The organism is Pontibacter harenae, from assembly GCF_020907245.1.
Classification (GTDB): Bacteria; Bacteroidota; Bacteroidia; order Cytophagales; family Hymenobacteraceae; genus Pontibacter; species Pontibacter harenae.
In genome coordinates, this window is the sequence record NZ_JAJJWH010000017.1 from 45,948 (window position 1) to 71,550 (window position 25,603).

At 45.9% G+C, this 25,603-nt stretch carries 13 protein-coding genes; 4 read left to right on the forward strand and 9 right to left on the reverse strand.

The features are described 5' to 3' along the window. Positions 1-5: 5 nt before the first annotated feature. Positions 6-1,064 carry a glycerophosphodiester phosphodiesterase gene (locus LN893_RS10840; RefSeq protein WP_229969846.1) on the forward strand — a complete coding sequence of 353 codons (1,059 nt, stop codon included), beginning with the start codon at positions 6-8 and terminating at the stop codon, positions 1,062-1,064. 37 nt (positions 1,065-1,101) lie between these two features. Further along, positions 1,102-2,904, forward strand: coding sequence for a lysoplasmalogenase (locus LN893_RS10845; RefSeq protein WP_229969847.1), 1,803 nt, complete (start codon positions 1,102-1,104; stop codon positions 2,902-2,904). A 66-nt stretch (positions 2,905-2,970) separates the two neighbouring features. Here the strand turns inward: LN893_RS10845 and LN893_RS10850 are convergent, their stop codons facing one another. From LN893_RS10850 to LN893_RS10890, 9 genes are all read right to left on the reverse strand, one after another. Next, entirely contained in the window at positions 2,971-3,780 is an 810-nt protein-coding gene (locus LN893_RS10850) for an alpha/beta fold hydrolase (protein ID WP_229969848.1), read from the reverse strand. A gap of 89 nt (positions 3,781-3,869) precedes the next feature. After that, a complete protein-coding gene (locus LN893_RS10855; protein WP_229969850.1) occupies positions 3,870-5,885 on the reverse strand; it encodes an OmpA family protein in 2,016 nt (671 codons plus the stop codon). 10 nt (positions 5,886-5,895) lie between these two features. Then, on the reverse strand, positions 5,896-6,861 hold the full coding sequence (locus LN893_RS10860; protein WP_229969852.1) for a PorP/SprF family type IX secretion system membrane protein: 966 nt from the start codon (positions 6,859-6,861) through the stop codon (positions 5,896-5,898). Between the two features lie 15 nt (positions 6,862-6,876). Continuing rightward, positions 6,877-11,781 (reverse strand): PKD-like domain-containing protein, encoded by a 4,905-nt coding sequence (locus tag LN893_RS10865; RefSeq protein ID WP_229969853.1) that lies wholly within the window; start codon positions 11,779-11,781, stop codon positions 6,877-6,879. Between the two features lie 727 nt (positions 11,782-12,508). Next, a complete protein-coding gene (locus LN893_RS10870) occupies positions 12,509-13,468 on the reverse strand; it encodes a PorP/SprF family type IX secretion system membrane protein (protein WP_229969855.1) in 960 nt (319 codons plus the stop codon). Between the two features lie 5 nt (positions 13,469-13,473). Continuing rightward, on the reverse strand, positions 13,474-17,067 hold the full coding sequence (locus LN893_RS10875) for a DUF8696 domain-containing protein (protein ID WP_229969857.1): 3,594 nt from the start codon (positions 17,065-17,067) through the stop codon (positions 13,474-13,476). 405 nt (positions 17,068-17,472) lie between these two features. Beyond that, on the reverse strand, positions 17,473-20,319 hold the full coding sequence (locus LN893_RS10880) for an endonuclease (RefSeq protein ID WP_229969859.1): 2,847 nt from the start codon (positions 20,317-20,319) through the stop codon (positions 17,473-17,475). Between the two features lie 215 nt (positions 20,320-20,534). Continuing rightward, positions 20,535-21,281 (reverse strand): hypothetical protein, encoded by a 747-nt coding sequence (locus LN893_RS10885; protein WP_229969861.1) that lies wholly within the window; start codon positions 21,279-21,281, stop codon positions 20,535-20,537. Between the two features lie 163 nt (positions 21,282-21,444). Beyond that, entirely contained in the window at positions 21,445-22,473 is a 1,029-nt protein-coding gene (locus LN893_RS10890) for a LacI family DNA-binding transcriptional regulator (RefSeq protein ID WP_229969863.1), read from the reverse strand. Between the two features lie 206 nt (positions 22,474-22,679). Here LN893_RS10890 and LN893_RS10895 point away from each other — a divergent pair, with 206 nt between their 5' ends. Both LN893_RS10895 and xylA read left to right on the forward strand, forming a co-directional pair. Further along, on the forward strand, positions 22,680-24,161 hold the full coding sequence (locus tag LN893_RS10895; protein WP_229969864.1) for a xylulokinase: 1,482 nt from the start codon (positions 22,680-22,682) through the stop codon (positions 24,159-24,161). Between the two features lie 32 nt (positions 24,162-24,193). Continuing rightward, the gene (gene xylA / locus LN893_RS10900; protein WP_229969865.1) at positions 24,194-25,525 is read left to right on the forward strand and encodes a xylose isomerase; all 1,332 of its coding nucleotides are present in this window, start codon (positions 24,194-24,196) and stop codon (positions 25,523-25,525) included. Positions 25,526-25,603 lie beyond the last annotated feature (78 nt).

Below are 25,603 nucleotides of genomic sequence, written 5' to 3' on the forward strand. Positions count from 1 at the left end.
TAACTATGAGAAAAACGACATTATTGATAACTACCTTTGTTTTTTGCTGGCTGCTTTCTGGCACATTTGCCACAGCTCAACCCATGGTAAAACTTACAAATTATACTTACTCCCCCCAGCGTGCTAGCATTGGCAAAATTGTGAGTAAAAATGCGACTCAGCCTAAAGTAAAGCTTATCGGAGAGAGTGCTAAACTTTTTAAGATAGACAGAAATAATAACCTACTTGCCCAAAAGGCATTTGCCAACAATAATGCAAAATGGCACGACGTAGTGATAGAGTTTGCAATAACGGGAGGCACAAAGCGAGACACCATGAGAATTGTAAAAGATCAGTTTATACAGAACAAAGTAATTGCCCACCGTGGTGCCTGGAAAAACACAGGGGCTACGGAAAACTCTATAGCTGCGCTTCATCATGCTATAAAGTTGGGTTGCGAGGGAAGCGAGTTTGATGTACACATGTCTGCAGATTCAGTGCTGTTTATAAACCACGATCCTACTGTTCACGGCGTGCCAATTGAACAGAGCCAATCTGAGGAACTGTCAAAAATGAAACTTGAGAATGGCAAATACCTTCCGACGCTGGAAGCCTACCTGAAGGAGGGGATGAAGCAGAATACAACAAAGCTTATACTAGAGATCAAACCGTCTGTGGTCAGCAAAGAACGTTCTATAGCTTTGGCCGAAAAGGTGGTAGCGCTGGTGCATGAATCAAAAGCACAAGGCTGGGTAGATTATATCAGTTTTGACTATGATATACTGAGGCGTGTGCTAGAACTGGATTCGGATGCAAAGGTCTCATACTTAAAAGGTGACAAATCTCCTGAAGAGTTGCAAAGAGATAACTTCTATGGTTTTGACTACCATTTTTCTGTTTTGCAGAAGCAGGAAAACTGGATAAAAGAAGCTCACGAGCGAAACTTAACCGTTAACGCCTGGACGGTGAATGCCCCGAACGTAATGGATTGGCTGCTGGAGCGAAATGCTGATTTTATCACCACCAACGAACCTGAATTACTCCTGCAGAAAGTCGCAAACCTAAAGCAAAGTGCTGGTAAATAAATTAAGTTTAATCTTCCTCCTACTACAATAGCTTACCTTGATCGGAAACCACTCATACTTATCCTGGCTTGTTGCCGCAGCCGTTATCTTGCTGCTGGTGTGGCTGGCGTGGCGCAGGCCAAATCGTCAGCGGCTGGTTTGGCGTGTGGTGGCCAGCATAGTGGCAGGCATAAGCATCGTTCTTCTGTTGTTTCCGCCAACTTTCCAGAAAGCCATAGATCCTACTTCGGCTATTCTTTTAACAGAGGGCTTTGATACTGATACCTTGGAAGCGCTACTGCAACAGCAAGAAGCGAAACCGCATACCTATACTTACAGAACCTCAGCAGCAGAAGCCAAGCCTCTAACGGATTTGTACAGCCTACAACAGGAGCAACCGAGCCTGCAAATACTACACATATTGGGTTATGGTTTAGAAGATGAAGACCTGCGGACGCTACAGCATGTGCAGGTAGTACCGCATCTGTCTCCTGCGCCAGCTGGTGTGGCAGCTTTACAATGGCCTGAGTCGGTAAAGTTGGGCGAGACGGTGCAGGTAGCTGGCAAGTATAAAAGCACTGAAAACGAGTGGCTGTACTTACAGGCTGCAGGCCAGGTGCAGGATTCAGTGGGGTTAAAAAGCGACAGCACCTTAACTTTTCAGCTACGCTACACACCAAAGCAGGAAGGTCGCTTTACCTATCGTATTTTGGCTAAAAAAGCGGGAGCCGTAGATACGCTGGGACAAGTGCCTGTACAGGTGCAATCTGTGAAAAAGCTTGAAGTGCTGCTCCTAACTTCTTCCCCCTCCTTCGAATTCAAGTTCCTGAAAAATTATTTGGCGGAACAGCAGCATCGGGTGGCATGGCGCAGCACCATCAGCAAAGACATCAGCCAGAGCGAATGGGCAAACATGCCGAAAGTGAGTCTTGAGCGTGTTACGCAGAAATTACTGCAAAATTTTGATGTAGTAATCACAGAGCCAGAAGCCTTACAAAGCATGTCTGCTACAGAACGTGCCACCTTACAACGCGCTGCTACCGAAGAAGGCTTAGGTATACTGACCATTGCCTCGGCACCTGTAAACAGCCGCTCCACCTCCTTCTTCACCAATTTCCAAACGAAGCGGATTTCGCAGCAGGATACCCGCACTACCCACGCCTCCTGGTCGGGCACCACAGAAGCCAGCACTTTTGCCACACCTTATACGTTGGTCAGTTCAAGTGCTATAACTGGTTTGGTAGAAGAGAAGGGCAACAACCTTTTAGCAGGAGCAAAACAAACAGGATGGGGCAAAGTGGCCATGAGTTTGGTACCACAGACTTTTCCTTGGCAACTGGAAGGGAAGGAACAGGTATACGCCAGCTACTGGGCCACTCTGCTAACCGCCATCGCAAAGCAGGAAGTAAAGGAGAAGTTCTGGAAACTTACTTCACCACAAATACCGCAGCCAAACAAACCCGCTGTGCTCTCATTTACAGACTATACTTTAGATGCTGCTGCCCCGCCTGTTGCTACAGTTACCAGCTTAACCGACTCGGTAAGTATAAGCCTGCCGCTTGCACAGCACCCTTTGCAGGGGGAGCAGTTCAGCGGTACTTTCTGGCCCCACCAAACAGGCTGGCATGTAGCGCAAACTCCTGATGCGCCGCCGTATTATTTCTTTGTGCAGGATACCGCTTCCTGGGCTTTTGAAAGCATACAGCAACGGCAACAGGCAACACAGGCTTATGTGGCAAGGCAAAGTATAAAATCAGCAGAGGCTACAATCGCGTACCAGGAGGAGCAGGTCCCGCTTATTTGGTTTTTCCTGCTGTTTGTGCTGAGCAGCGGCTTTTTGTGGTTAGAGGAGAAACTATAGCGCTGTAGCTGACAAAATACTCTCAGGCCTAGGATACGCTGTGAGGTTTGTGGGGGCGAGCGGCATTTATACTTTCAGCTTTTCAGCAAAAGCGTCTAATAGTTTAGTTAGTTGCGGCACTTTTTCTAGATTTAAAGTGTGCCCTGCTTTTTCCAGTACCTGCAACTCTCCATTTGGCAAGGCTTGTGCCATAGCTTCGCCCATTTCTACAGCACACAGCATGTCTTCTTCGCCCTGCACTACCAGCACGGGCAGCCGTACCTTTTTCAGCTCCTCCAGGTAGGGTTGGCTGGCTTTTATTGTCTGGAACATCTCCAGCAATTTATAGGTTTGCAAGCTTTTGTTGGCTTTGCTGCTTTTCAGGTTTTCCAAGCTGATGATGGGTTTCTGAATGTAGCTGCGGCCCAGCACTAGCGGCAACATCACCTCCAATAGCAAGGGATAACCTCCCGCTCTTAAAGCCTGTTCCCAGCCCGAAACTACTGCCTCAAAATAAGCATCTTTTTGAGCAAAAGTAGATAGTAGCACCCCTGCCTGCACCAGCTCTGGATGGTTTACCAGCAGCCGTTGTGCCACAGCTCCCCCGAAAGAGATACCGACTATGATCGTATTCTGTAGCTGAAGCGCACGCAGAAAGTGGGCCAGGTCGGCGGCATGATGTTCGAAAGTATAAAGGCCTCCAGCCGCATCGGATTGCCCCTGCGAGAGCAGGTCTACCAGCACCAGTCTATACTTCTTGCTAAGTGCGTACACCACGCCTGCCCAGGCACCCGTACTTTGCGACAGGCCATTCAGGAAAATCATGGTTTGGGTGGCTTCTGCCTTCCCAAGCACTTCGTAGTAAAGCTCCAGGCCGTTTGGCAATTGGTGTTTCATGGACGGTAGTTAAAGCTGCAATTTACAAAAACAAAGGAGCCGAAACTTGTCTAAGCTTCGGCTCCTTTTTATCTGGGCAATGCCTACAGTTACTTTTTAGCCGTTGTTGGTGTGGCAAGTATTTTAAATTCTGTTCTTCTGTTTCGCTGGTGCTCATATTCCGAGCATAAAACTCCATCTGAGCATCGGTTAAGCAACTGAGTTTCTCCATAACCCTGTGCCACTAGCCTTTCTTTACTGATACCCTTCAGAATAAGATAATCCACAGCTGCTTGCGCTCTGAGCTCTGACAGCATCTGGTTATACCAATGAGTTTGGCGACTATCGGTGTGGGAACTGAGCTCTATGCTAATGCGAGGGTTATCTTTCAGCGTCTGCACTAGCTTGTCCAGTTCTTTTGCTGCGTCTGGTCTGATGTCCCATTTATCTAGGTCGTAGTAGATGTTCTCCAGCACAATTGGCACGTTGGGAGTATCGCGGTTAAAGATCATTTCTACTTTTACAGAATCGGTGTTTTGCACGCATTCTGGTTTAATTGCAACAGACTGTGTTAAATAGCCAGGCTTACTACCCCTGATAATATAGTCTAAACCAGCTTTTACCTGAAACACAAAGTTGCCGTTCGCATCTGACTTAATCTCTTTAAGCGTCCCGTTGTTTTCTTCGAACAACTGCAGCAACACGTTGTCTACTGGTATCTCTCTTTTCTTATCGGTACCTGCTATGGCTAGACGTTCTATTGTTTTGCCGAAAAGCGTGCAAGGCACACGCACTTCAGTAAATGAGTAAATATCATCAAAGCCATTCTGAGTTTGGCGGCCAGAAGAGATCATGCCTTTTCTGCCCGTGCTATCCATGCTAATACCTAAATCATCGTGAGAACTGTTAATCGGGTACTTTAAGTTTTCTACCGCCGTCCAGTCTTTGTGTATACCAACGGCTCTAAATACATCTAAACCACCCATACCTATGTGGCCGTCCGAAGAAAAGTATAGGTTTCCATCAGCTCCTATACTAGGAAAACTCTCTCTACCTGGTGTATTGATCACTTTACCCGCATTTACGGGCTCGCTCCAGGAGCCATCTTCATTTAAGACACAGTAGTAAATATCAGTTTCACCTAAACCGCCAGGCATGTCCGAAGAAAAATAGAGCATGTTACCGTCTGATGTTATGGCAGGATGCCCTACAGAATACTCGTTTGTGTTGTTGTACTTAAAAGCTTTTGCTTTGCCCCATTTATCTTCACCCTCACGCACCGACGTATAAATACCAAGCCTGTTGATGTAGGCACCGCCACTTCCAGAACCTTTAAACCAACTCGTTGGATCGGTGTTGGCCTTCTTGGTGCCTTTCTTAACGCTGTGGGTACGCGTAAAATACAGGGTTTGCTCTTTTTCGAGGTATGCACCTGGGCCGTTGTGGTAATCTGTGTTTATAACTGCAGGTAGAGGTTTAGGAGTGGCATAGGTACTGTCTGTCAGGGCGGTGGCATGGTAAAGCTGCACATAACCATTACCTGTCCAGCCAAAGCGAGCATTCTGGCCTTTATCGGCTAGTCTATCCGAAGCAAAAAGAAGGCCTCCGCTAAACTTAACAGGACTAAAATCAGCACCATCAGAACTTAGTTTTTCCTGCTTTTGAACTTTGTAAGGCTCAGGTGCTGCTATCCAGGCTAAAGCTGTGTCGCAGGAGGCTGCCATCTTCAAGCCTTGAGCTGCTCCTACTGGTACTTTTTTGCTGTACTCCAAAAACAAATCTTTTGCCTTCCCATAATTACCGTTTCGTTTAGCTGCCTCGGCATATAGGTAAAGGTCCGATGGATCTGCTCCAGGAAAGCTAACAACCTGCGCATACCAAAACTCGGCTTCGCGGCTGTTATTCATAAGCCTGTAGCTGTTGGCAATACGCTGTATAACCTCCAACTTCGGCTCCCCATTCTCCAGAATTTGTTTGTACCGCTCCAGAGCTAGGCTATAGCTAAAACTGTTGTACAGCTCATCTGCCTCCTTTAGCGCTTTATCTGTCTTTTGGGCCAGTGCCTCCTGAGAGAAGCTTAGCAAAACAAACAGCAGTACAAGATTTATAATATGTGTGGCTTTCATTCTTTCGAGATTAAAAATAACGAGGTGTTAACATCCGCGAATCGTCTTTCTTAAAGAAGGTATACCCCAACGAAACCTCATGACTGGCATAGTTCTTTAAGGCATTTAAACTCTTGTCATAAGAGTAGCCTACACGCAACTTAGGTGTAACATAAATCTGCGCTATAGCTGCCCAGGCATTTCGCTCATCCAGGTCATAAGCTTCCGGATTATCTTTTTTGAGCAGCGCCATAGAAGTGCGGTAAGAGGCTCCTAACCACAAGCGTTCGCTTAACAGCACAAAGCTGTTGAGGTCAACATTAGTAGGGCTTTCCATATCTTCTTTTATCAGAAAGCTTGGCTTTAATTTTATTTTAGGCCCAAAGTCGAACACATAGCCTGAAGAAAGGAAATAGTGCCGACGCGGTGCTGCCACAAGCAAATTACTTCCTTTAAAAGGAATTAAGTTTGCCACAGAGAACCCTGTATAAAACCGCTCTGTGTTGAAGAAAAGACCTGCTTTGGCATCGGGTAGTATTTCAGACTCTCTGCTTTGCGGAACGGCAGCATCTGGGGTTGTGCTGAAGCCTGGCCTTAGCTTCGTACCATCGAGAGTATACTGTGACATACCGCCTGCAAAGCCTAATGCCAACCTTGCCTTTTGCCCGACCTTAAGCCTTACTGCCAGGTTAGCATAAGCTCCTGTCTGCTTCTGCACGCCCAGTTCATCATTCAGCACATTAAGTCCCCAACCTAAGCGGCCGCTCTTATTTGCTGCGTCCACGCTTAAAGTTTGGGTAACAGGTGCCCCTTCTATACCAGCCCACTGGCTGCGGTGCGTAGCATTTATGGTCAGTACTTCTTTACTTCCAGTGTAAGCCGGGTTTATGACCTGCTCATTAAAAATGTACTGCGTGTACTGAGGGGCCTGTTGTGCATAAGCACCTCCTGTTGTAGCTACCACTCCTACCAACAGCAGCAATCGTTTTAGTTTCATAGACTTTGAATATCTCTACCTTACAATCATCACATATCCTTTAAACACTTTGTCTGTCCCGTCGCAAAGTTTTACCCTGGCAATGTAGTAGTAAGTGCCTTCGCTTAAGTTATCCCCAGTCCAACCGTTTTTGTAAGACTTACTGCGGAACACCTCACTGCCCCAACGGTTAATCACCGTAATATCATTGTCAGGGAAGTTCATGATGCTCTCTATTTCCCAGGTGTCATTATTGCCATCGTTGTTTGGTGTGAACACGTTCGGAAACACGATGCCGCTATTCAGCAGATTTAAATCTGGCGTTAGAGATGCCATCGGTTCACTTAGGCAAATACCGTTATTAGCCGCTACTGTAATAACACCTGTTCCTTCACCTGGAGTAACCGTAATGCGTGTAGTTCCCTGCCCAGAAGTGATAACCCAGCCAGCTGGTACATTCCACACATAGTCTACAGCGCCACTAGATGATGCCACTTCATATACAAGGCCCGTACAAGGAGAGCTTCTATCAATGATGCTGCTAATGGCGATCATTGGAACAGAGACCACAGGTTTAACTGTGCTGGTACTGGAGCCGCAGTTGTTATTTGCGCTAACTGATATTTCGCCTGAAGCACTACCTACTTTTACTGTGATTTCGGAGGTACCTTCGCCAGATATTATTTGCCATCCTGTTGGCAAAGTCCAAGTATAGGAAATGGCTGTAGCCGATGGCTCTACAGAATAGGTAGCCGTTGTACTGGCACAAATTGTCAAGTCACCTTCTATGTTTGCAGGAGCAATTGGTGCTTCGCTAACTGTCTGCACCTCTAAAGAGATTTCGGTAGTGTAGCCACATGTGTTGCCTGCTTTTACCGACACGGCTCCACCTGCTCCCACTACCACCACTTCTATTTTACTTGTTCCTTCTCCAGAGATAATCGTCCAGCCAGATGGCAAGCTCCATAGGTAATGATCAGCTCCAGCCACCTCTGACACAGAATAAACAGCCGTAGAATTCTGGTTACAAGGATATGCAGGACCTGTTATTTGTAAAGGAGCAACTAAAGGAGCCTGTGGTGCAACGGCAAGTGAGCTTGTCTCGCCCTGACCACATGCGTTTGAAGCTACTACTGTTACCTGACCAGAAGTTGTACCCGCTTTAACAGTAATCTGCGTAGTGCCCTGACCAGCTGTAATTTGCCAACCTGCTGGCACTAGCCAGGTATAAGATGTGGCCGTGGCAACATCAGGAATGCGGAATACCAAGTTATCTGTACCTCCACAGAAGTTGCCGTTGTTGTTGATGATTTCTTTCGGCTTAGCAGGCGCCCCTTCTACTGGTACTACCGCCAAGCTTTCGCCTGTGTTTGTACCGCAACCGTTTTGAGCTGTAACAGTTACTGTACCTGCTACACTGCCAGCTTTTACGGTGACTGTTCTTGTATCTTGTCCTGCTACTATCTCCCATCCTTCTGGGAAAGTCCAGTTATAGCTTACAGCGCCGTTTACAGGCTCTATAGTATAGACCTGATTAGAGCCACGGCACACTTGTATATCTCCTGTAATAATACCAGGCTTGGCAGGCGGAGCAGTCGAGGTAGTTACAGCTTTTGTTCTTGGTGTTCCTTCACCGCAATCGTTTTCGGTAGCTACACTTATTGTACCACCCGAAGCACCCACTTTAACAGATATGGAAACAGTGCCTTGCCCGCTCATTATTTGCCAACCAGCTGGCACGACCCATTTGTAGCTACGAGCATTTGAAACAGCCGCTATACTATAAGTGATAACTCCATTAACACAAGCATCTGCACCGCCCTGTATTTCTCCTGGTGTTACAGGTATGTCTGTTGAGGGATTAACCACCATGCTTACAAAATCGCTGGTGCCACAACTGTTAGCAGCTGCTACTCTTATTCTGCCGCCTGTGCTACTTGGTTTTACCGTGATAGATTTTCCATCGTTCGCACCAATAATCTGCCATCCCTCTGGCAGCTCCCAAACATAGTTGCTTGCATCAGGCACATCATTTACAGCATAAGTGTATGTAAAGCCCATACATGGCACCGCCTCCCCTGTTATAGAAACAGCTGGTGCTGGAGGAGCTCTGAACACAATAGCTACCGTTTTGGCTGGGCTTTGCTGACCACAGGCATTTACAGCTACTACACTTATTAGAGCTTCTGTTGTGCCTGCTGTTACATTTACAGAATTAGAAAGCTGGCCGCTGTTAATTCTCCAGTCGGTAGCTGTTCCAGAACCATCTGCTTTCAGTATTTCCCAGATATAGGTTGCTGCGCCAGGAACGGGATCTACAGCATAAACAACCCCTTGCTGCCCTACACAAACTCTGGTGCTGCCATTAATAGCTACCGGGGTTACTGGAGGGTCTGCTGTTGGCGCGACCTGTAGCTGCGCTGGTAAGCTAGCGCCACAATCGTTTGAGGCACTTACTGTGATACTTCCACTGCTTGCACCAGCTGTAACCGTAATGGTGGTTGTACCTTGCCCAGATGTAATAGTCCAACCGTCTGGCACTGCCCAAATATATTCTAATGTATTATCTACTGGGTTTAAGCTGAAAACAATTCCCTCCTGCCCAACGCAAACACGTGTTTCACCTATAATACCATAAGGCTTGATAGGCGGCGTTGTAGAAGGCTGCACCCACAGTGCTTTCGGTTCGCTTACACCGCAGGCATTTGATGCACTTACTGTAACGTTACCAGCAGTAGCACCCATAAGCACTGTAATGGTAGTTGTTCTGTGTCCACTGATTATCTGCCAACCTTCTGGCACAGTCCAGTTATAGCTGCTAGCCCCTGGCACAGGATCTGTTCTATAAGTAAAAGGTGTGTTGTTTGCACAGCCGTACTCAGTGCCTTTTATAGTAAGAGGCGTAGCTGGAGCATTTTGCAACGTAGACACTTCTATCGATTTGCTTCCGCCTACCCCACAGTCGTTTTTAGCCTGTACTATTATTTTACCACCGCTAGTACCTACAGCTACTATAATTTTACGTGTTCTTTGGCCTGATATGATTGTCCAGCCAGTTGGTACGTACCAGTAGTATTCAGAAACTGAAGCATCACCCTCAACAGAATACTCTATGTTGCTTCCGCCTGAGCAAACTGTAGTTGCCCCAGAAATGGCTAAAGGTGCTGCAGGAGGGGCTGTGATGGATGCAACAGTAAACGTTCTGGCAGGGCTTTCGCCGCAGCTGTTTACAGCTTTCACAGAAATAGTCCCTGTTTCCGCAGATGGCTCTACTTCAATGATGTTTGTACCTTCTCCTGTAAGTATTTTCCAGCTGTCAGGTACCGTCCAGGTATAGCTTATGGCATCTGCCTGTGCTGCCACCTCATAGGTTGTTGAGGTTGTAGTAGCACACACACTGCTTAAACCTGATATTGGTCCTGGCATCGCTGGTGCTTTCAGGAATGGCTGTATCTGGAAAGTTGTTGGCTCGCTGTCTCCACAAATGTTAGAGGCCACCACCGTTAGCGATTTAACAGTGTTGTCTCCGCCAGGTACTACCGTTACAGATGTGCCGTTATCCGCAACCATGGTCCAGCCTGTTGGTAAAGTCCATGTGTAGGTTTTAGCTCTTTCTACAGGCTCTATGGTATAAGTAACTGGGGTATTTGTTTCGTTGATGCAGACATTGGCAGGTCCTGTTATTGTCCCTGGCTTTGCTGGCACATCTGGAAACACTGTTACAGGCAAGCGGGGTGTTACTAATTCGCCACAGATATTAATCACAGCTACTCTTATACTACCGCTTTCGGTGCCAGCAGTAATTGAAACTTTAGTGCCACTTCCTGTCACAGTCCAACCTGCTGGTACTTTCCAGTTATACCCTGTAGCCCCAGGCACATCCTCTATACTATACTCTGCAGTAGTGCCAGCACATAACTCTGTATCACCAGTTACAGCACCTGCTTCACCCAACATAATACAGAAGCCGTCGGCAAAATAGTTGTTCCCGTATATCTCGTCTGTGCCTCCACCGACAATCGAAGCACTTACGGACCCATTCCCCGACTTGTTTACGACAGTAACAATGGTTAAAGTAGCCACCTCCTCGTATTGGAGAGTTCCTACTTCCCAAGTGCCCGTATTAGAGTCATAAGTTTGCCCTACCGTGGAAGAATAACTCTCAACATTTCCTGGAAACTGAATATTTGTTACTCTTATGTCTGCTTCATCTATCGGCCCCTTGTTATTAGCTTTAATGGTATAAATAATTTTCTCTCCCAACACATATAACTCTTCGTCTTCATTTCGCCCCTTAGTTCTAGATATGGTGACTTCAAGATCTGCTGGTACGCTGATTTGATTATTTGTCAGTCTTACTTCCCCTTCAAGCGACACGACTCTTCCTATAAGACTAGTGTTATCTCCTAATGTAATTGTTCCTTTCGCTATGATATTTCCGAACAAATCAGCACTTGCACCCACTGTAACATCGCCATCAACTATCCAAAATACATTTGCGCTGGCAGAATTTGAAGGATTTTCACGTGTGATAGTAGCAGAGTTTTGTATTTCCAGATCACCTTTAACGTGGAAAATAAATATTGCACTACGATTGTTCTCGCCGTTTAAGGTAAGCTCACCTGAAAGCTGTGTCTTACCGTCTATCTCGTGAATACCTGGCTTTAAAAACATTCCGCCCAGGTTGATGCTTGTATAGGTATAATTTGGAGTTCTGCTGATTGCATTATTGAAAATTGCCACGGCATTTTGCCTGGCCCGCACAGCCGTCTCATCCTTCACATGAATAGGTTGCTTTAAGACTACTCCAGGCGGGAACCCCGACACCTCGCCATCTGTCACACCTAGTTGAGCACTGATAACGGTGCTACCAGTGCTTATTACTTTGGTAGTACCCAGCACATTAAAACCATATAAAGCTGTGTCCGCTTCTATGGGCATGTACTGTTGAGCTAATGCCAGAAAGGAGGTTAGCCAAAAGCATACTGTCACAAGTATGGCTTTAGAAAAAGAGCTAGTCATTATAACTTAAGTAAAAATTCGCTATATGGAATATTTTGTATTTTAAATTGCATTAGTTTTGTCGGCAAAAATATAGTTTTACCCTTTTCAAAAAGCTTAAACTAAATTCATTACCCCTTTCAACAAGTTAGAATAATCATAATTTTATATTTGAAAAACATATTCTAACTACTAATAAACATAGTTACATCTAAAATTTGACAAAAAAATATATCAACCAAATTTTAGACAATAAATTAAATTTTTTTGTGTTGAAATCCTAAACAACAACCAATATATATTAAATATATAATATAAAAGTTTACAAGTCATCATGAATGTTGATTTTTAGTTTTGGAACTTAGAGCCAGCCACTTCAAACATAACTCTATTCAAAATCAGTGCTGTACAGCGGCTAAACACCAGGGCTTTTATGCAAATGACAGAATAGGGAAAGTACTCTCTGTTGCTGCATAGGAATGAGAACAGAAGGTTTAACTGGCACTAGCACTTTTAAGCTTTTTTGCTGCCTTCTGCCTTGATAGTTGAAGCCAAGAGATACAAGAAAGCTAGACGCTACAGAAGAAGAAAGAGCAGTGGATGATGCATAAAAAAAGGCCCTGAACTTAAAGTTCAGGGCCTCCTATTCTTTTTACAAGAAAAGTACTTACCAAATCCATTGCGGACAGATAATCCTTCGGTCATTGAGCAATTTGATACCAACCACAATTTCATGTGTACCATTGCTTACCCTGTTAAGGTCAGAGATGGTGGCATCGTAAGAGTAACCAACATCCAACGTTGGACTGATAAATAGACCCAACATACCTACTATGGCATCCTTGTGCCTGTAAGAAGCACCCACATAAAAGCGCTCGTCGTATAGTGCCCGCGCGCTTACATCCACGGCTAGTGGACTTGGAGTTGCCATTTTCAGCATAACGGATGGAATTATGTCTAGGTCCCTTGTTACGCTAAACCGGTAGCTACCAGTGAGAAAAAAATGCCGCTGCAAATCGAAGTTTGGATCGTTGTTTTCACCTGCACTCAATCCTTCTGCGTCTCCTAACAATTGCGCTCCAGCTATACCTATCGAGAAGTCACGGGAGTAAACCCAAAAGCCAATGTTAAGATCCAGCATATTCTCGTTGATGCTCCCGCCCCCCAACAAAGGGTCATTTTCGTTTGTTAGCTCCAGTTCCGAAGAATTTAACGAGTTTCGGATTAGGCCCGCCGATACACCAGCCGAGGCATTGATGGAATTAGTAAGCGGCATGTGATAGGCATATGACCCCGTTATGCTTGTCTGGCGCAATGGCCCTGTTTTATCGGTATAAATAGAGGCACCTACACCATGGTGCGCCAACGCTTTATGATACTTTGTACTTCCTGCACCTTTGTTAAGGGGAGTGTTAGCTGTAACATAATAGGTAACGGGAGCGCCATCCAGCCCCATCCATTGCCTTCTGTTGCTCACCCTAATATCGGCGTAGTCTTCGATACCACTAAGGGCAGGATTAAGCAAAAAGTTGTTCAGCAAGTACTGGCTATACTGGGGCCTTTGCTGTGCCGATGCTTGCACAGCAATAACCATAAGCAGTATAAAAAGAAAGAGAGGCTTTTTCATCTGCATCATCTGATAATTGTAACGTTGCCCGAGATAGGTTTCTCAGCACTGTTTAGATAAATAATGTAATAATAGGTGGCAACTGGTAAGTCTTCGCCGTTGAATCGTCCATCCCATGGTGTACTGTAACCTCTGGAAGAGAACACTTCATTTCCCCACCTGTTAAATACCTGCACCCTTAAATCTGGGAAGTTCTCCACGTTCTCGATCAGCCAAAGCTCGTTCACAAAATCGCCATTAGGCGTGAAAGCATTCGGAATAACCAAGGCTGGTGTCACAAACACGGTCACCTCATCGGTAGCGGTACAGCCTTCTGCAGTGGTTACGGTTACAGTGTAAGTTGTTGTAACATCTGGGCGTACGGTTATAATATCAGAGTTCGGATTTACTATGCCCTCAGCTGGCTCCCAACTATAGGTCGCGCCTCCTCGGGCTCTAAGTTCTGTTGTTCTGCCCTGTATAATGGTTACGTCTTCTCCCGCATCGGCTGTGGCCTCTACTACCGTAACTGTAACAGGCGTACGGGTGGTGCTCGAACAGTTATTTTCGTTTACTGCCTGCACGTAGAAAGTAGTTGTCTGCGATAGCCTTGGCGTTGGGAAGTTTGGACCAACAAACAGCACGTTACCCCCAGTCGGTTCTGCATACCACTCATACGTGTGGCCATTCGGGTTTAGCACCGATAGTGTAACAGTGCTATCTAAACAGGCAGAAATACTGCGTGCTTGCACTGTTGGTGCGTTTGGCCGCCTGATAACCGTTATAGCCACAGCCTCTGATTGTGAAGAACAGCCTGCTGATGTAACTGTTCGCCTGAACCAGGTGTTTTGCGTAATGGCTGTTGGCATGTAGCTCTGGCCAGTGTTATTACCTCCTGCTGGCGAAAAGCCTACGGTAGGTCCTGTTATGCTACTTTCCCACAGGTACTGGTATTGCCCATTGCCTCCTGATGGTGTGCTACCTGTAAGTGTGGCTGGCACATCTCCGTCGCACACCTCCTGGCTCGCGGCAATGCTGTTGTTCGTCACACCTGGGTTAATAGTGATAGCTACCACATTGCTAGGAGTGGTTTCGCAAGCTGCTGAGCGTACTACACGACGGAACCAGGTGGTTTGAGTTAGGGTCGCTGGTGTATAACTTTGACCATTATTTGTACCTGCAGCAGGCGCAAAACCACCGTTTGGACCAGTGGTGCTGCTCTCCCACACATAAATATAACTGCCTGAACCTCCTGTTGGCTCAGAACCCATAAGCGGCTCAGGCGCTGAACCAGTACAAACTTCCTGGTCTTCGCTGATAGTATTATTGGCAAGCTCAGGATAAACTGTGATTTTAACAGGTTCAGAGGCCACACGGCAGCCACCCGAGATAGCCACTCGCCTGATCCAGGTATCCTGGGTAAGCACACCTGGTTCGTAGTTTTCACCATCGCTAACACCTGGCGCTGGAACAAAGTTTTCTTCTGCAGGGCCTTGCGTACTAATCTGCCACTCATAAGAAATAGTGCCTGTGCCACCTGTAGCACGCGCCCCAATAATTGGTGCCGCATCTTCGTTTGCACATATCTCTTGTGCCGCCTCTATGGTATTGTTCTGTATGGCTGGCACTACCTCTACCTGCACCGCCACGCTCGTATCGGCAGTACAACTGCCAGAGCTAACAATGCGCCTGTACCAGGTAGTGCGGCTAATAACTGTTGGAGTGTAATTTCTGGTGTTGTTTACACCAGAAGCCAAAGCAAAACCTGATGTAGGTCCTGTTGTACTTACTTGCCAAGTATAGGTATAAGCACTGCCAGCACCGCCTGTTGGAGCAGAGCCTAACATTTCGGCTGGAATGCCGCCTGTGCAAATACTTTGGCTAACAGGCGTGATAGTGTTATTATCTATGGCAGGCACTACATTTACTGTAACAGGCACCCGCTCGCTGGAGCAGCCTTCCTGGCTAATTGTTTCTACATAATAAGTGACATTACCTGTAAGCACTGGCGTAGTAAAACTAGCACCCGTACTTAATAATGTACCGCCTGTAGGCTGGTTATACCAATTGTAATTTGTACCTGGCCCTGTAGGTGTTATTGTTACCGTCTCTCCCTCACAAGTTGTTTGGTCCTGGACGACAGGACTGCCAGGCACAGGATAAACTGTAACATTGATAGGCTGCGGTGGCCCAATGAGATCACTGGACCCGCACTCATTAGTTATTCGCACGCTAACCTGGTAAGGAGCATTTCTTGCCGAGAACTGCAACTCAGGATACTGTTCTGTAGATACCTGATTCCCGTCTACAAACCATTCGTAGGTGACAGTGTTTCCGAAATTCGGGTCAAAGAACACCTGCTCCTGCCCAAACCTGATGGTGGTGTCGCCGCAGGCAACTATATCTCCAGATAAGTTTGCCTGTGGCCAGCCTACTATAACGCTTTGGTCGGTGGTGTCGCTGCCACAGGCATTGCTTACCACAAGCTGTATCTGGAAAATACCTGAGTTCTCAAACCTTATCTGCAGTGAATCGCTTTCCAGGTCTCCAAAAATAACTTCCCAGCCCCCAATATTATTCTGGTCGAGAATCTCCCACTGGTACGTTAGGTCACCTCCGGTAGAGCTGTCTCCCAGCGAGACTATAATAGGCGTACAACTGGGTGGCGTACCTTCGGGCTCTTTGTTGAAGGTAAAGTTTGCTTTAGGCTTTTGGCTTACATTGAACTCGCGTGTAAAGTTAGTCTCACAACCGTTCGCATTAACCGCTCTCACATTTATAGTGTAGCTTCGCAGCGAATCGTAAGGGTTTGGGCTTTCCAACGGAAACTCGCTCGGATCGTAGGCTACTTCACCATTGCCATCACCCCAATCCACAAAATAGCGGGTAATATCATACAGCGACTCATCCGTTGTATTTGTCAGCACTGCTACAATTGTGGTATCTGATGGGCTAACAGTATCAGGCAGGCAGACATTAAAATCGTTTTCTTCGGTAAAAGAAATGACAGGTGTGCGTCTTACCTGCACTGTTTGCCGCAGTACAGTTGAGCGGCAGCCCTGGTTATTGGTGCCATACACTTGCACTTCAAAAGATGCCAGTCCTTTGCCTGTCGCTTCGTAGGTATGTGTTACGCTCGTGCCTCTTGCTGTGCTGCCATCCCCAAAAACCCAGGTATAAACTACATTATCTTCTGGCGGAGCAGGGTTATCAATTTCGAAAGTGATAGGCGAACCGCCACAAACGTCAGTAGTTGGTGTTACAGTGAAAACAGGCGGAGCTGGTGTAGGTACTACGCGCACCTCTACCTGACCTGATGAAATAGTTGCAGGATCACAGTCTGCACCTGTAGCTTGCACGGTATAAACACCAGCAATACTTACGGTTATTGTCTGAGAATTAGAAACAAAATTTCCGTCGCGAAACCACTCCCAGGAAGTAGCTGTAAAACCAGTGGCATTTCCAGCTAAATCTACACTCTGACCCTGACAAAGTGTAGTTCCGCCATTTCCAACTACAGCAATAGAAACAGAACAATTCTGAGCAAGTAACGGATTTACTTGCAACAGGTAGAATATAAAAAGTAGTAGGCTTACGCTTTTGTATAAAGGTGTAGGCATCTTGCCAAAATTTAAGGGTGAATCTAGGCTTTGCGCATTTATAACGTTATATCGCCTGAATTGGATTTAACATAACTCAACTTTCTTTGCAAATAATGCTATATCTCTATATAAATGTGCAGACACATTAGTTTATGCATCTCCTAAACATTTATCAACCAAAACATTAACTCCATTAAGAGAAACGACAAAAAACTATACATAAGTATACTTACACTACACTCAAAGCAAATTTATTCTCTCTGCTAGCAACCCATTTAAAAAAGGAAAGGTCCTGCCGTGTTCGGCAGGACCTTTCCTTTTATTTCAATTTTTACTTGTTTCTGTTCTAATGCTCTCCTATTCGTTGTGCTTCATGAGAACGCAAGTATGAAACTGGTATTTTGATAGTGTAATAACCAACTTTTACTTAGCAAGTATCCATTTTATAGTGCTCGAAGAATCTGACGTAAGCACTTTTACAAAGTATATGCCTGCTGGCAAATGTGCTAAATCTAGCTCCTGCTGTGCTTGCACTACCTCAAAGCTACTCTGATAAACCACTTGCCCCATGCCATTGTAAAGAACCACACGCACTTTTCTTAAAGCTTCCGCAGAGGCAATCCTTAGTTTTCCGTTGCTTGGGTTTGGGTACAGTTTAAAGCCTTTAGCCACTAACTCGTCAGATACAGCTGTTGGCTGAAGCGTTACCTGCAGAGGCTCTGAAAAATCTGACTGGCAGTTCTGCTCATTTGCTACACGTACCCTATACTCACCTGCTTCGGCTACCGTTATTGTTTGCGTAGAGGTGTTGGGTAAAGCCTGTCCGTTCAGTTGCCACTCGTAGCTAGCACCGCTTATATTGGCTGTAAGTTGGTTCCCTGTTTGTGTGATGGTTGGTTTAGCTGGAGCGTTCTGCCCTACCACCGTTACTTCATCCTGGAATTCACAAGTGCCGTTTGTAGCTGTTACAGTATAAGTATAAGAACCCGCTGCCGTAACTGTTAAGCTTGGGTTTGCGGCAGAGGCATCGGAAAGCCCTGTGGCAGGAGCCCAGCTATACGTATAACCAGCCTCAGCAGCAGCGCCTATCGCAACAGAAGTTCCTACACATACAGTTTTGTCTTCACCGGCATGATCCTCAATCGGGTTATCATCGCAGTCAGAAGCTGTAGCAGAAGAAACTCCGTACAGCCCCACATCATCCACCGTCCAGACTTCGTTGTTAGCGTTGGCTTTTATAACTAACTTCAGCTTTACAGACGTTGCGCCCGCTGGCAAAGCTACCTTCAACTTTGATGGCGCTTTTTCTAGCGGTAAGTCACCCGTTTCTCCATCCGCTTTAATAAAATTTTTGGTAACAGGTGCACCAGCCACAGTAGCAACAGTTAACGTACCGTTCATGCCATAGCGCACGTTGTTATCGGTAGCATCACCTGTCAATTTTATATCTGGAACTGTACTGAATTCTGCTCCGTTTATCGCCACATACACATCAAAAGCATCGCTACTTTCCATGCCGTTGCCTGCTGTAACCGAGATGGCGGCATTATATAACTCTACATACACATCGGTAAAGGCCGACACATCTACAGAAGTAAACTCTATTGTTTTAGTAGAACCGCTTACCTGAAAGCTAGAGCCGCTTCTTACGCGCTGCCCATCAGGATAACCTGTATTTACAGCCGAAGCGCTGAAACCAGACGTTACTTCCCAGCCTTCAGATGCTGTGCCATTAAAATCCTGCAGCACGATAGCGTTGCCAGCAGAGGGCATGGCCTCAGTAGTTACTGTAGCAACAGGCGCTGCGCTGGTATGATATACATTCCCGTTTGTGCAGCTCTCAAATACCTGCACATAATATGTAGTGCCTGGCGCTAAGCCGCTAACCTGCACATTGCTGCCATTGCCGCTGTACACCAATTTACTTCCGTCGGTTAACGCTGCTGCCAAAGCAAAATTAGCGTTTGCTCCTTCGTAAACCGTGCCATCGGTTGGTACAAAAGATACTGCCGCATCTTTACGGATAACCACGATTCTGCCGTCGCCACTTCCGTTATTCCAGCTCAGGTTAAAACCTGTTTGGGTGATATCCGATGTACTAAGATCTGCCACGGCAGTTGGTGTTCCAGAGCACGTATAATCTGGCGTAGTACCTGTTGCGGTGGGAGCATTTGCTGTGTTATAGTCGGGACCATTGGTACAGAACTCAAATGCTTTGATATGATATGTTTTGTTAGCATCCAGACCTGTTATAGTTACGCTGTTGCCACCTCCACTGTGTACAATACGCTCACCGTTGCCCTGGTTTGTAGCCGTACTGTAGTTGCTGCTAACGCCAGTGTAAGTTCCCGTGGGGTTTAGCTCTACGGCTGTACCTTCCCTCACTACAACCAAGCGTGCGTTACCGCTACCATTCGTCCAGGATACTTTTAAAGAAGAAGTAGTCTCTTCTGTTATGGTCAGGCCTGTAAGCTGTGCGGCTGGAGAGCAGTTTGCAGGTGTTAAGTTCCATGCCTTCGCTACCAGGTCAGGGTAATCGATGTAGGGGTTTCTGTTGCCTTGTGCTACCTGAATGCGGTCGTTACGTTCACGCTCACGCTCATCTACAGGGTCTTGCTGGTGCCACTGGTAAAGTGTGTTTATGTCTGCAACCGCTGATATGTTTCCTTTACCCGCATCAAAACTTTGGCCTTCGTGCATGGTATAAAAATAAAATATCGAACGAGCCAAGTTACCTTTATGGTCCTCGCGTGGTTCAAACTGGCTGTTCGTGTCTTCGCTATATTCGTCAATATTGCTGGCTGGTATCGCGCTTTGCCAATCAGCACCACGAATCCACTTTACAGTCTGATGATCTGGAATCTCCGCAAATGGATCGCTGCCGCGATCGGCGTTCCACGTGGTGTGTGTGGGAAAGAGGTGGTGAATGTCTGTACGCATACGCTCGGCCTGATCGAACCACGACTGTGGCACTGTGTGCTCACAATTAATGATGCCTACACTGGTAGAGGTGCTTGTCTCGCTGTAAGGTTTATCTTCTTGGTAGCCTGAGTACACACACGTAACCTTGTTATTGTAGTTATCTATGTAGTTGTACATTTTACCGCGTGCTGTGCTATAATCCAGCACCTGACGTTTGCCTTCGTACCAGTTTTGCCATAGCCAGGCTCTCAAATCAGCATTATCAAGATTAGAAGGAGGTGCAGTCTGCGCCCAGGTCACTTGCAACGAAAGCAAGACCCAGCACAGGAATAGTAAAGATTTTTTCATGAAAGGTGTATTTTTAAAGGCAGCAAAGGTACACTTCAAAACCTTTTACTCCTGCACCCTATCACGTTAAATAAAGATTAAATACAGGCTATACCTGCACGACAGGTTGCTTGCAGCAGAACTACTCCTCCTTTTTTATCTTTCAGCAGTAAAATATAGATGTTAGGCACGGTGCAACTGTAATCTCTGTTTTAAATGCGACTAAGCACTGCAGTTTAAACTGTACCAGGTTGTGCAGGGGCAGCGTTGGCATCAATGTGTTGGACTAACTTAAGCAGGTCCTGTTTGTTATATAGAAAGAACTCGCCTAATTTTCTTTCAGGCGAAAGCCTAATTTTAAGCTCAAAAATGTTTTTCTGGCTCATATCATGCCTGGTAAACTTTTTACTGTTGTACTCCTGGCTCCTTTTTGTTTCTACCATCAGCCTTACATATACCTTTACATTGTTCCGCTTCACAACCAAATCGTAGCCAAGTGCATAATCCTGCTTAACTGAATAATATACATCTGAGAAGCTACCAGACTCATGGCAAAGCATCATAAAGTGCAAGTCCCGCACCAGGGATGGGTACATGCGCAAAAGCCTGTTCTTTACCCCCACAACAGATAACTCTCTAGAGCTTCCGCAAGCTGCATAAGCAGGTTTTATTTTTACTAAAGACGGATTTTGAGAAACTGGTTTATAGTAATAGGCAATGTAATACTGCACCAGCTCTTTATCGGTAGGTAGCGTGCTATGCTCGAAAACAAACTCATAAAAGCTGATTACAAGCGGCGGCATAAGAGCGTTCTCAACCTGTGCATCCGACGTCAGCCTCTGTCCGCTACAGGGCGACAAGCGCAACTCCTGCTCTAGCTGCGCAACAGTATAAGTAAAAGGTTTTGCTACTACTTTTCCTCCTTTGTGCAGCTCAAAATTTCTGTTGTAAATAACAATATCTGCGTAATCGTCGGGAAGCATGCTTTTATACTTTTGTGACCTGATGCCCCTATGGCTTTGGCCATAGAACAGACACCCCTTCAACTATAAGTATATGTTTAACAAGCGGTAAGGTTCCCTATCTCATATAAAATAAAGCCCTGTAGCACTTCTCCGTTTGCAGCTCTTCTTTCGTAGCTACACTTTAAAAAGCACTTAAGCGCTGCGAAGACGACCTTACGATCAGATGAGGGTCCAGCACAACCCGCTCAGGGAGATTGTTGTAGAGGTCTTCTGACTTAAGCATTTCTAAAAACAGCTCTGCAGAGGATTCTCCCATTTGTGTTGTCTGTTGGTCTATGGTAGACAAGCCAGGGGTAACTAACGCCGTGAATGCTTCATTGGCAAACCCTATCACCCCTACTTCGTCTGGCACACGTACCTTATAAGTTAGTAATTGCTGCAGTACCCCCATGGCGGTGTAATCTTCCAGGGCAAACACAGCATCATACTTTATCTGAAGTTGGCGCAGGTCTACTATGCATTGCCTTCCGAACTCCAGAGAAAAATCGCCATTTAATATCAGGCTTTCATCTACTGGTATATTATAGAGCTTAAGCGCATCTATATACCCCCTGAGGCGCTCGTTAAAGATGCCGATGTTTTTGCCAGAGGTAATGTGGACGATGCGTTTGTAGCCTTGCTTTATAAGGTGTTCTGTCGCTATAAAACCTCCTTTATAGTCATCGGTGGTAACGGAAGGCACTTTAAGTTCATCTACTGCACGGTCGAAGAACAAGAGCGGGATGCTACGTTTTTTTATTTCTAAAAAGTGATCAAACTTGGTTGTCTCTTTGGCCACAGAAGCAATAATGCCTGCTACCCTGGAATTCAGAAATGTCTCAATACCGTTTTTCTCACTTTTATACTGCTCGTTCGATTGGTAGAGTAAAATGCTGTAACCGTTTGCATTCATGATTTTCTCTATACCATGCACCACAGAGCTAAAGAAGCTGACATCCAGGCTGGGCACCATAATGCCGATGGTGTTGGTGTGGCCAGAGCGAAGAGAAGAGGCAAGCTTATTCTGACGGTAGTTCAGCCTTTTTGCTGTTTCACGAACGGCTTTTTTGGTTGCCTCACTTATAGCAGGATGATCATTCAATGCCCGGGCTACAGTCGAAAAGGCAATGTTCAGCTCTTTGGCAATATCATGTATGGTAACTCTTTTCAACTTCTCTGGCTTGATAATAACTCTAAATATACTCTATAGGCTGATACCTGGAACTATAAAATACCTTTTATTAGTTTTAAAAAAACATTAAGTAAGTAAACACTTGTTTATTAAAAAATATGTTCACAAATTTATGCCAACGTTGGCATAAACCCTAACAAGTTCATATAAAACAATTCAACTCCACACTTACAAGCTGTAAAAGCATGTTGTTATTAGGAATAGACGTAGGTACCTCCTCTATAAAGGTGTCTGTAGTAGATGCAGCCACACAAAAACGTATAGTATCTGCTCAATACCCAGATACAGAATCAAAAATAAATTCACTTAAGCCAGGCTGGGCCGAGCAATCGCCTGAGATGTGGTGGGAACATGCGCAGCAGGCTATTACCAGAGCTAACGCCACAGGCAAGTATGATCCAAAAGATATCGGTGCTATAGGTATAGCTTACCAAATGCACGGCTTGGTGGCAGTAGATAAAGAGCAGAACGTACTCCGCGACTCTATTATCTGGTGCGACAGCCGCGCTGTGGAGTATGGCAACAAAGCATTTGAAGTGATTGGACAGGAGAAAAGCTTGTCCCGACTACTGAATTCACCAGGCAACTTCACCGCCTCTAAACTGGCTTGGGTAAAGGAAAACGAGCCAGAGACCTATAGCAAGATAGACCGTGTCATGCTGCCTGGTGACTTCATTGCCATGAAACTGACAGGCGACATTACCACCAGTACGTCTGCACTGTCAGAAGGTGTTTTCTGGGATTTCCAGAACGATCAGGTGTCGGAGGATGTGATGAACTACTTCGGCTTCGACAAAGGCCTTATACCAGAAGTACATCCTTTGTTTTCTTCACATGGCGAACTGAAAGCTTCTGTAGCAGAAACTTTGTCTTTGAAAGCAGGCATACCTGTTACTTATAAAGCAGGAGACCAACCGAACAACGCACTTTCGCTGAACGTGCTGAAGCCAGGAGAAGTAGCCGCTACGGCAGGTACATCAGGTGTTATTTACGGCGTGAGCGACCAACTGGTGTACGACCCGCAGTCTAGAGTAAATACCTTTGCCCACGTTAACTACGCCACCGACGAAAGACGTGTAGGTGTATTGCTGTGCATTAACGGAACAGGTATACTCAACAGCTGGACAAAGAACAACATTGGCAGCGACCTTAGCTACAACGAAATGAACGCTGAGGCCCAAAGGATACCTGTTGGCAGCGAAGGCCTCCGTGTGCTGCCTTTTGGTAACGGCGCAGAGCGTATTCTTAATAACAAGATCATTGGTACGCACTTCCACAACATAGACCTAAACCTACACACCAGAGCACATATTCTGCGTGCGGTGCAGGAAGGCATCGCCTTCTCGTTCCGCTATGGCTTAGATATTATGCGCGAGAACGGCATGCACCCGAAGGTAATTCGTGCAGGTAAAGCCAACTTGTTCTTGAGTGAGTTGTTTGCAGAAGCTTTTGTGAATACGACCAACGTGCCTGTAGAACTGTATGAAAACGACGGAAGCGTAGGTGCAGCCATTGGTGCTGGCATAGGAGCTAAAGCATTTGCCTCGCCAGAGGAAGCTTTCAGCAATTTCCAACCCGTAAAATTGGTAGAACCAACGGGTACGGAGCAATATGAGTCTGCTTACCAGGAATGGAAGGCGTTACTCGAGTTACAGCTGAATAAATAATTCTAATACATATAACCCAAACTAAGAAAATTATGGCAAATCCATTAATAGGAGACAAAGAGTTTTTCAAAGGCATAGGACAAATAAAGTTCGAAGGCCCAGAGTCTGATAACCCATTCGCTTACCGCTGGTACGACGAAAACAGAGTAGTTGCTGGCAAAACAATGAAGGAGCACCTGCGCTTTGCAGTAGCTTACTGGCACTCTTTCAATGCAAACGGTTCTGACCCTTTCGGTGGACCAACTTTGAATTTCGCATGGGATGAAAAATCTGATGCTATCGAGCGTGCTAAAGACAAAATGGATGCGGCATTCGAATTCATCACTAAAATAGGAATGCCTTACTACTGCTTCCACGATGTGGACGTGGTGGATTATACTAATGATATAGCAGAGAACGAAAGACGCCTGCAGGCATTAGTAGAATACGCTAAGCAAAAGCAGCAGGAAAGTGGCGTGAAATTACTTTGGGGTACTGCCAACGTGTTCTCACACAGCCGCTACATGAATGGTGCTTCTACTAACCCAGATTTCCATGTGTTATCACATGCTGGCGCTCAGGTAAAAGCAGCTTTGGATGCTACTATCGCCCTAGACGGCGAGAACTATGTATTCTGGGGTGGTCGTGAAGGTTACATGACACTGCTGAACACAGACATGAAGCGTGAGCAAGAGCACTTTGCTAGATTCCTGCACACAGCTAAAGACTATGCACGTTCTCAAGGCTTCAAGGGCACGTTCTTCATCGAGCCCAAGCCAGCAGAACCTACTAAGCACCAGTACGACTACGATTCAGCTACTGTAATCGGCTTCCTGCGCCATTTCGGACTGCAAGACGATTTCAAGATTAACATAGAAGTGAACCACGCAACACTAGCTGGCCATACTTTCCAGCACGAACTACAGGTTGCCGCTGACGCTGGCATGTTGGGTTCAATAGACGCTAATCGTGGTGACTACCAGAACGGCTGGGATACTGACCAGTTCCCGAACAACCTAAACGAAATAACAGAGGCAATGCTGGTATTCTTAGAAGCTGGCGGCCTACAAGGCGGTGGCGTAAACTTCGATGCGAAAATCAGAAGAAACTCTACTGATCCTGCTGACTTGTTCTACGCGCACATCGGTGGTGCTGACACATTCGCTAGAGCATTGGTTATCGCAGACAACATCCTTCAGAAGTCTGAATACAAGAAAATCCGTTCTGACCGTTACGCTTCTTTCGATAGCGGCAAAGGCAAGGAGTTCGAAGAAGGTAAACTGTCATTGGAAGACTTGAGAGCTTACGCTGTTGAGAATGGCGAACCAACCCTGCAGAGCGGCAGACAAGAGTACCTAGAGAACCTGATCAACAGATATATCTAAGCACTTATCAAGGCCCTATACCTTCGCTGGACACACTTCGGCATAAAGTATAGGGCCTTATTTTTTTATAACTTTACA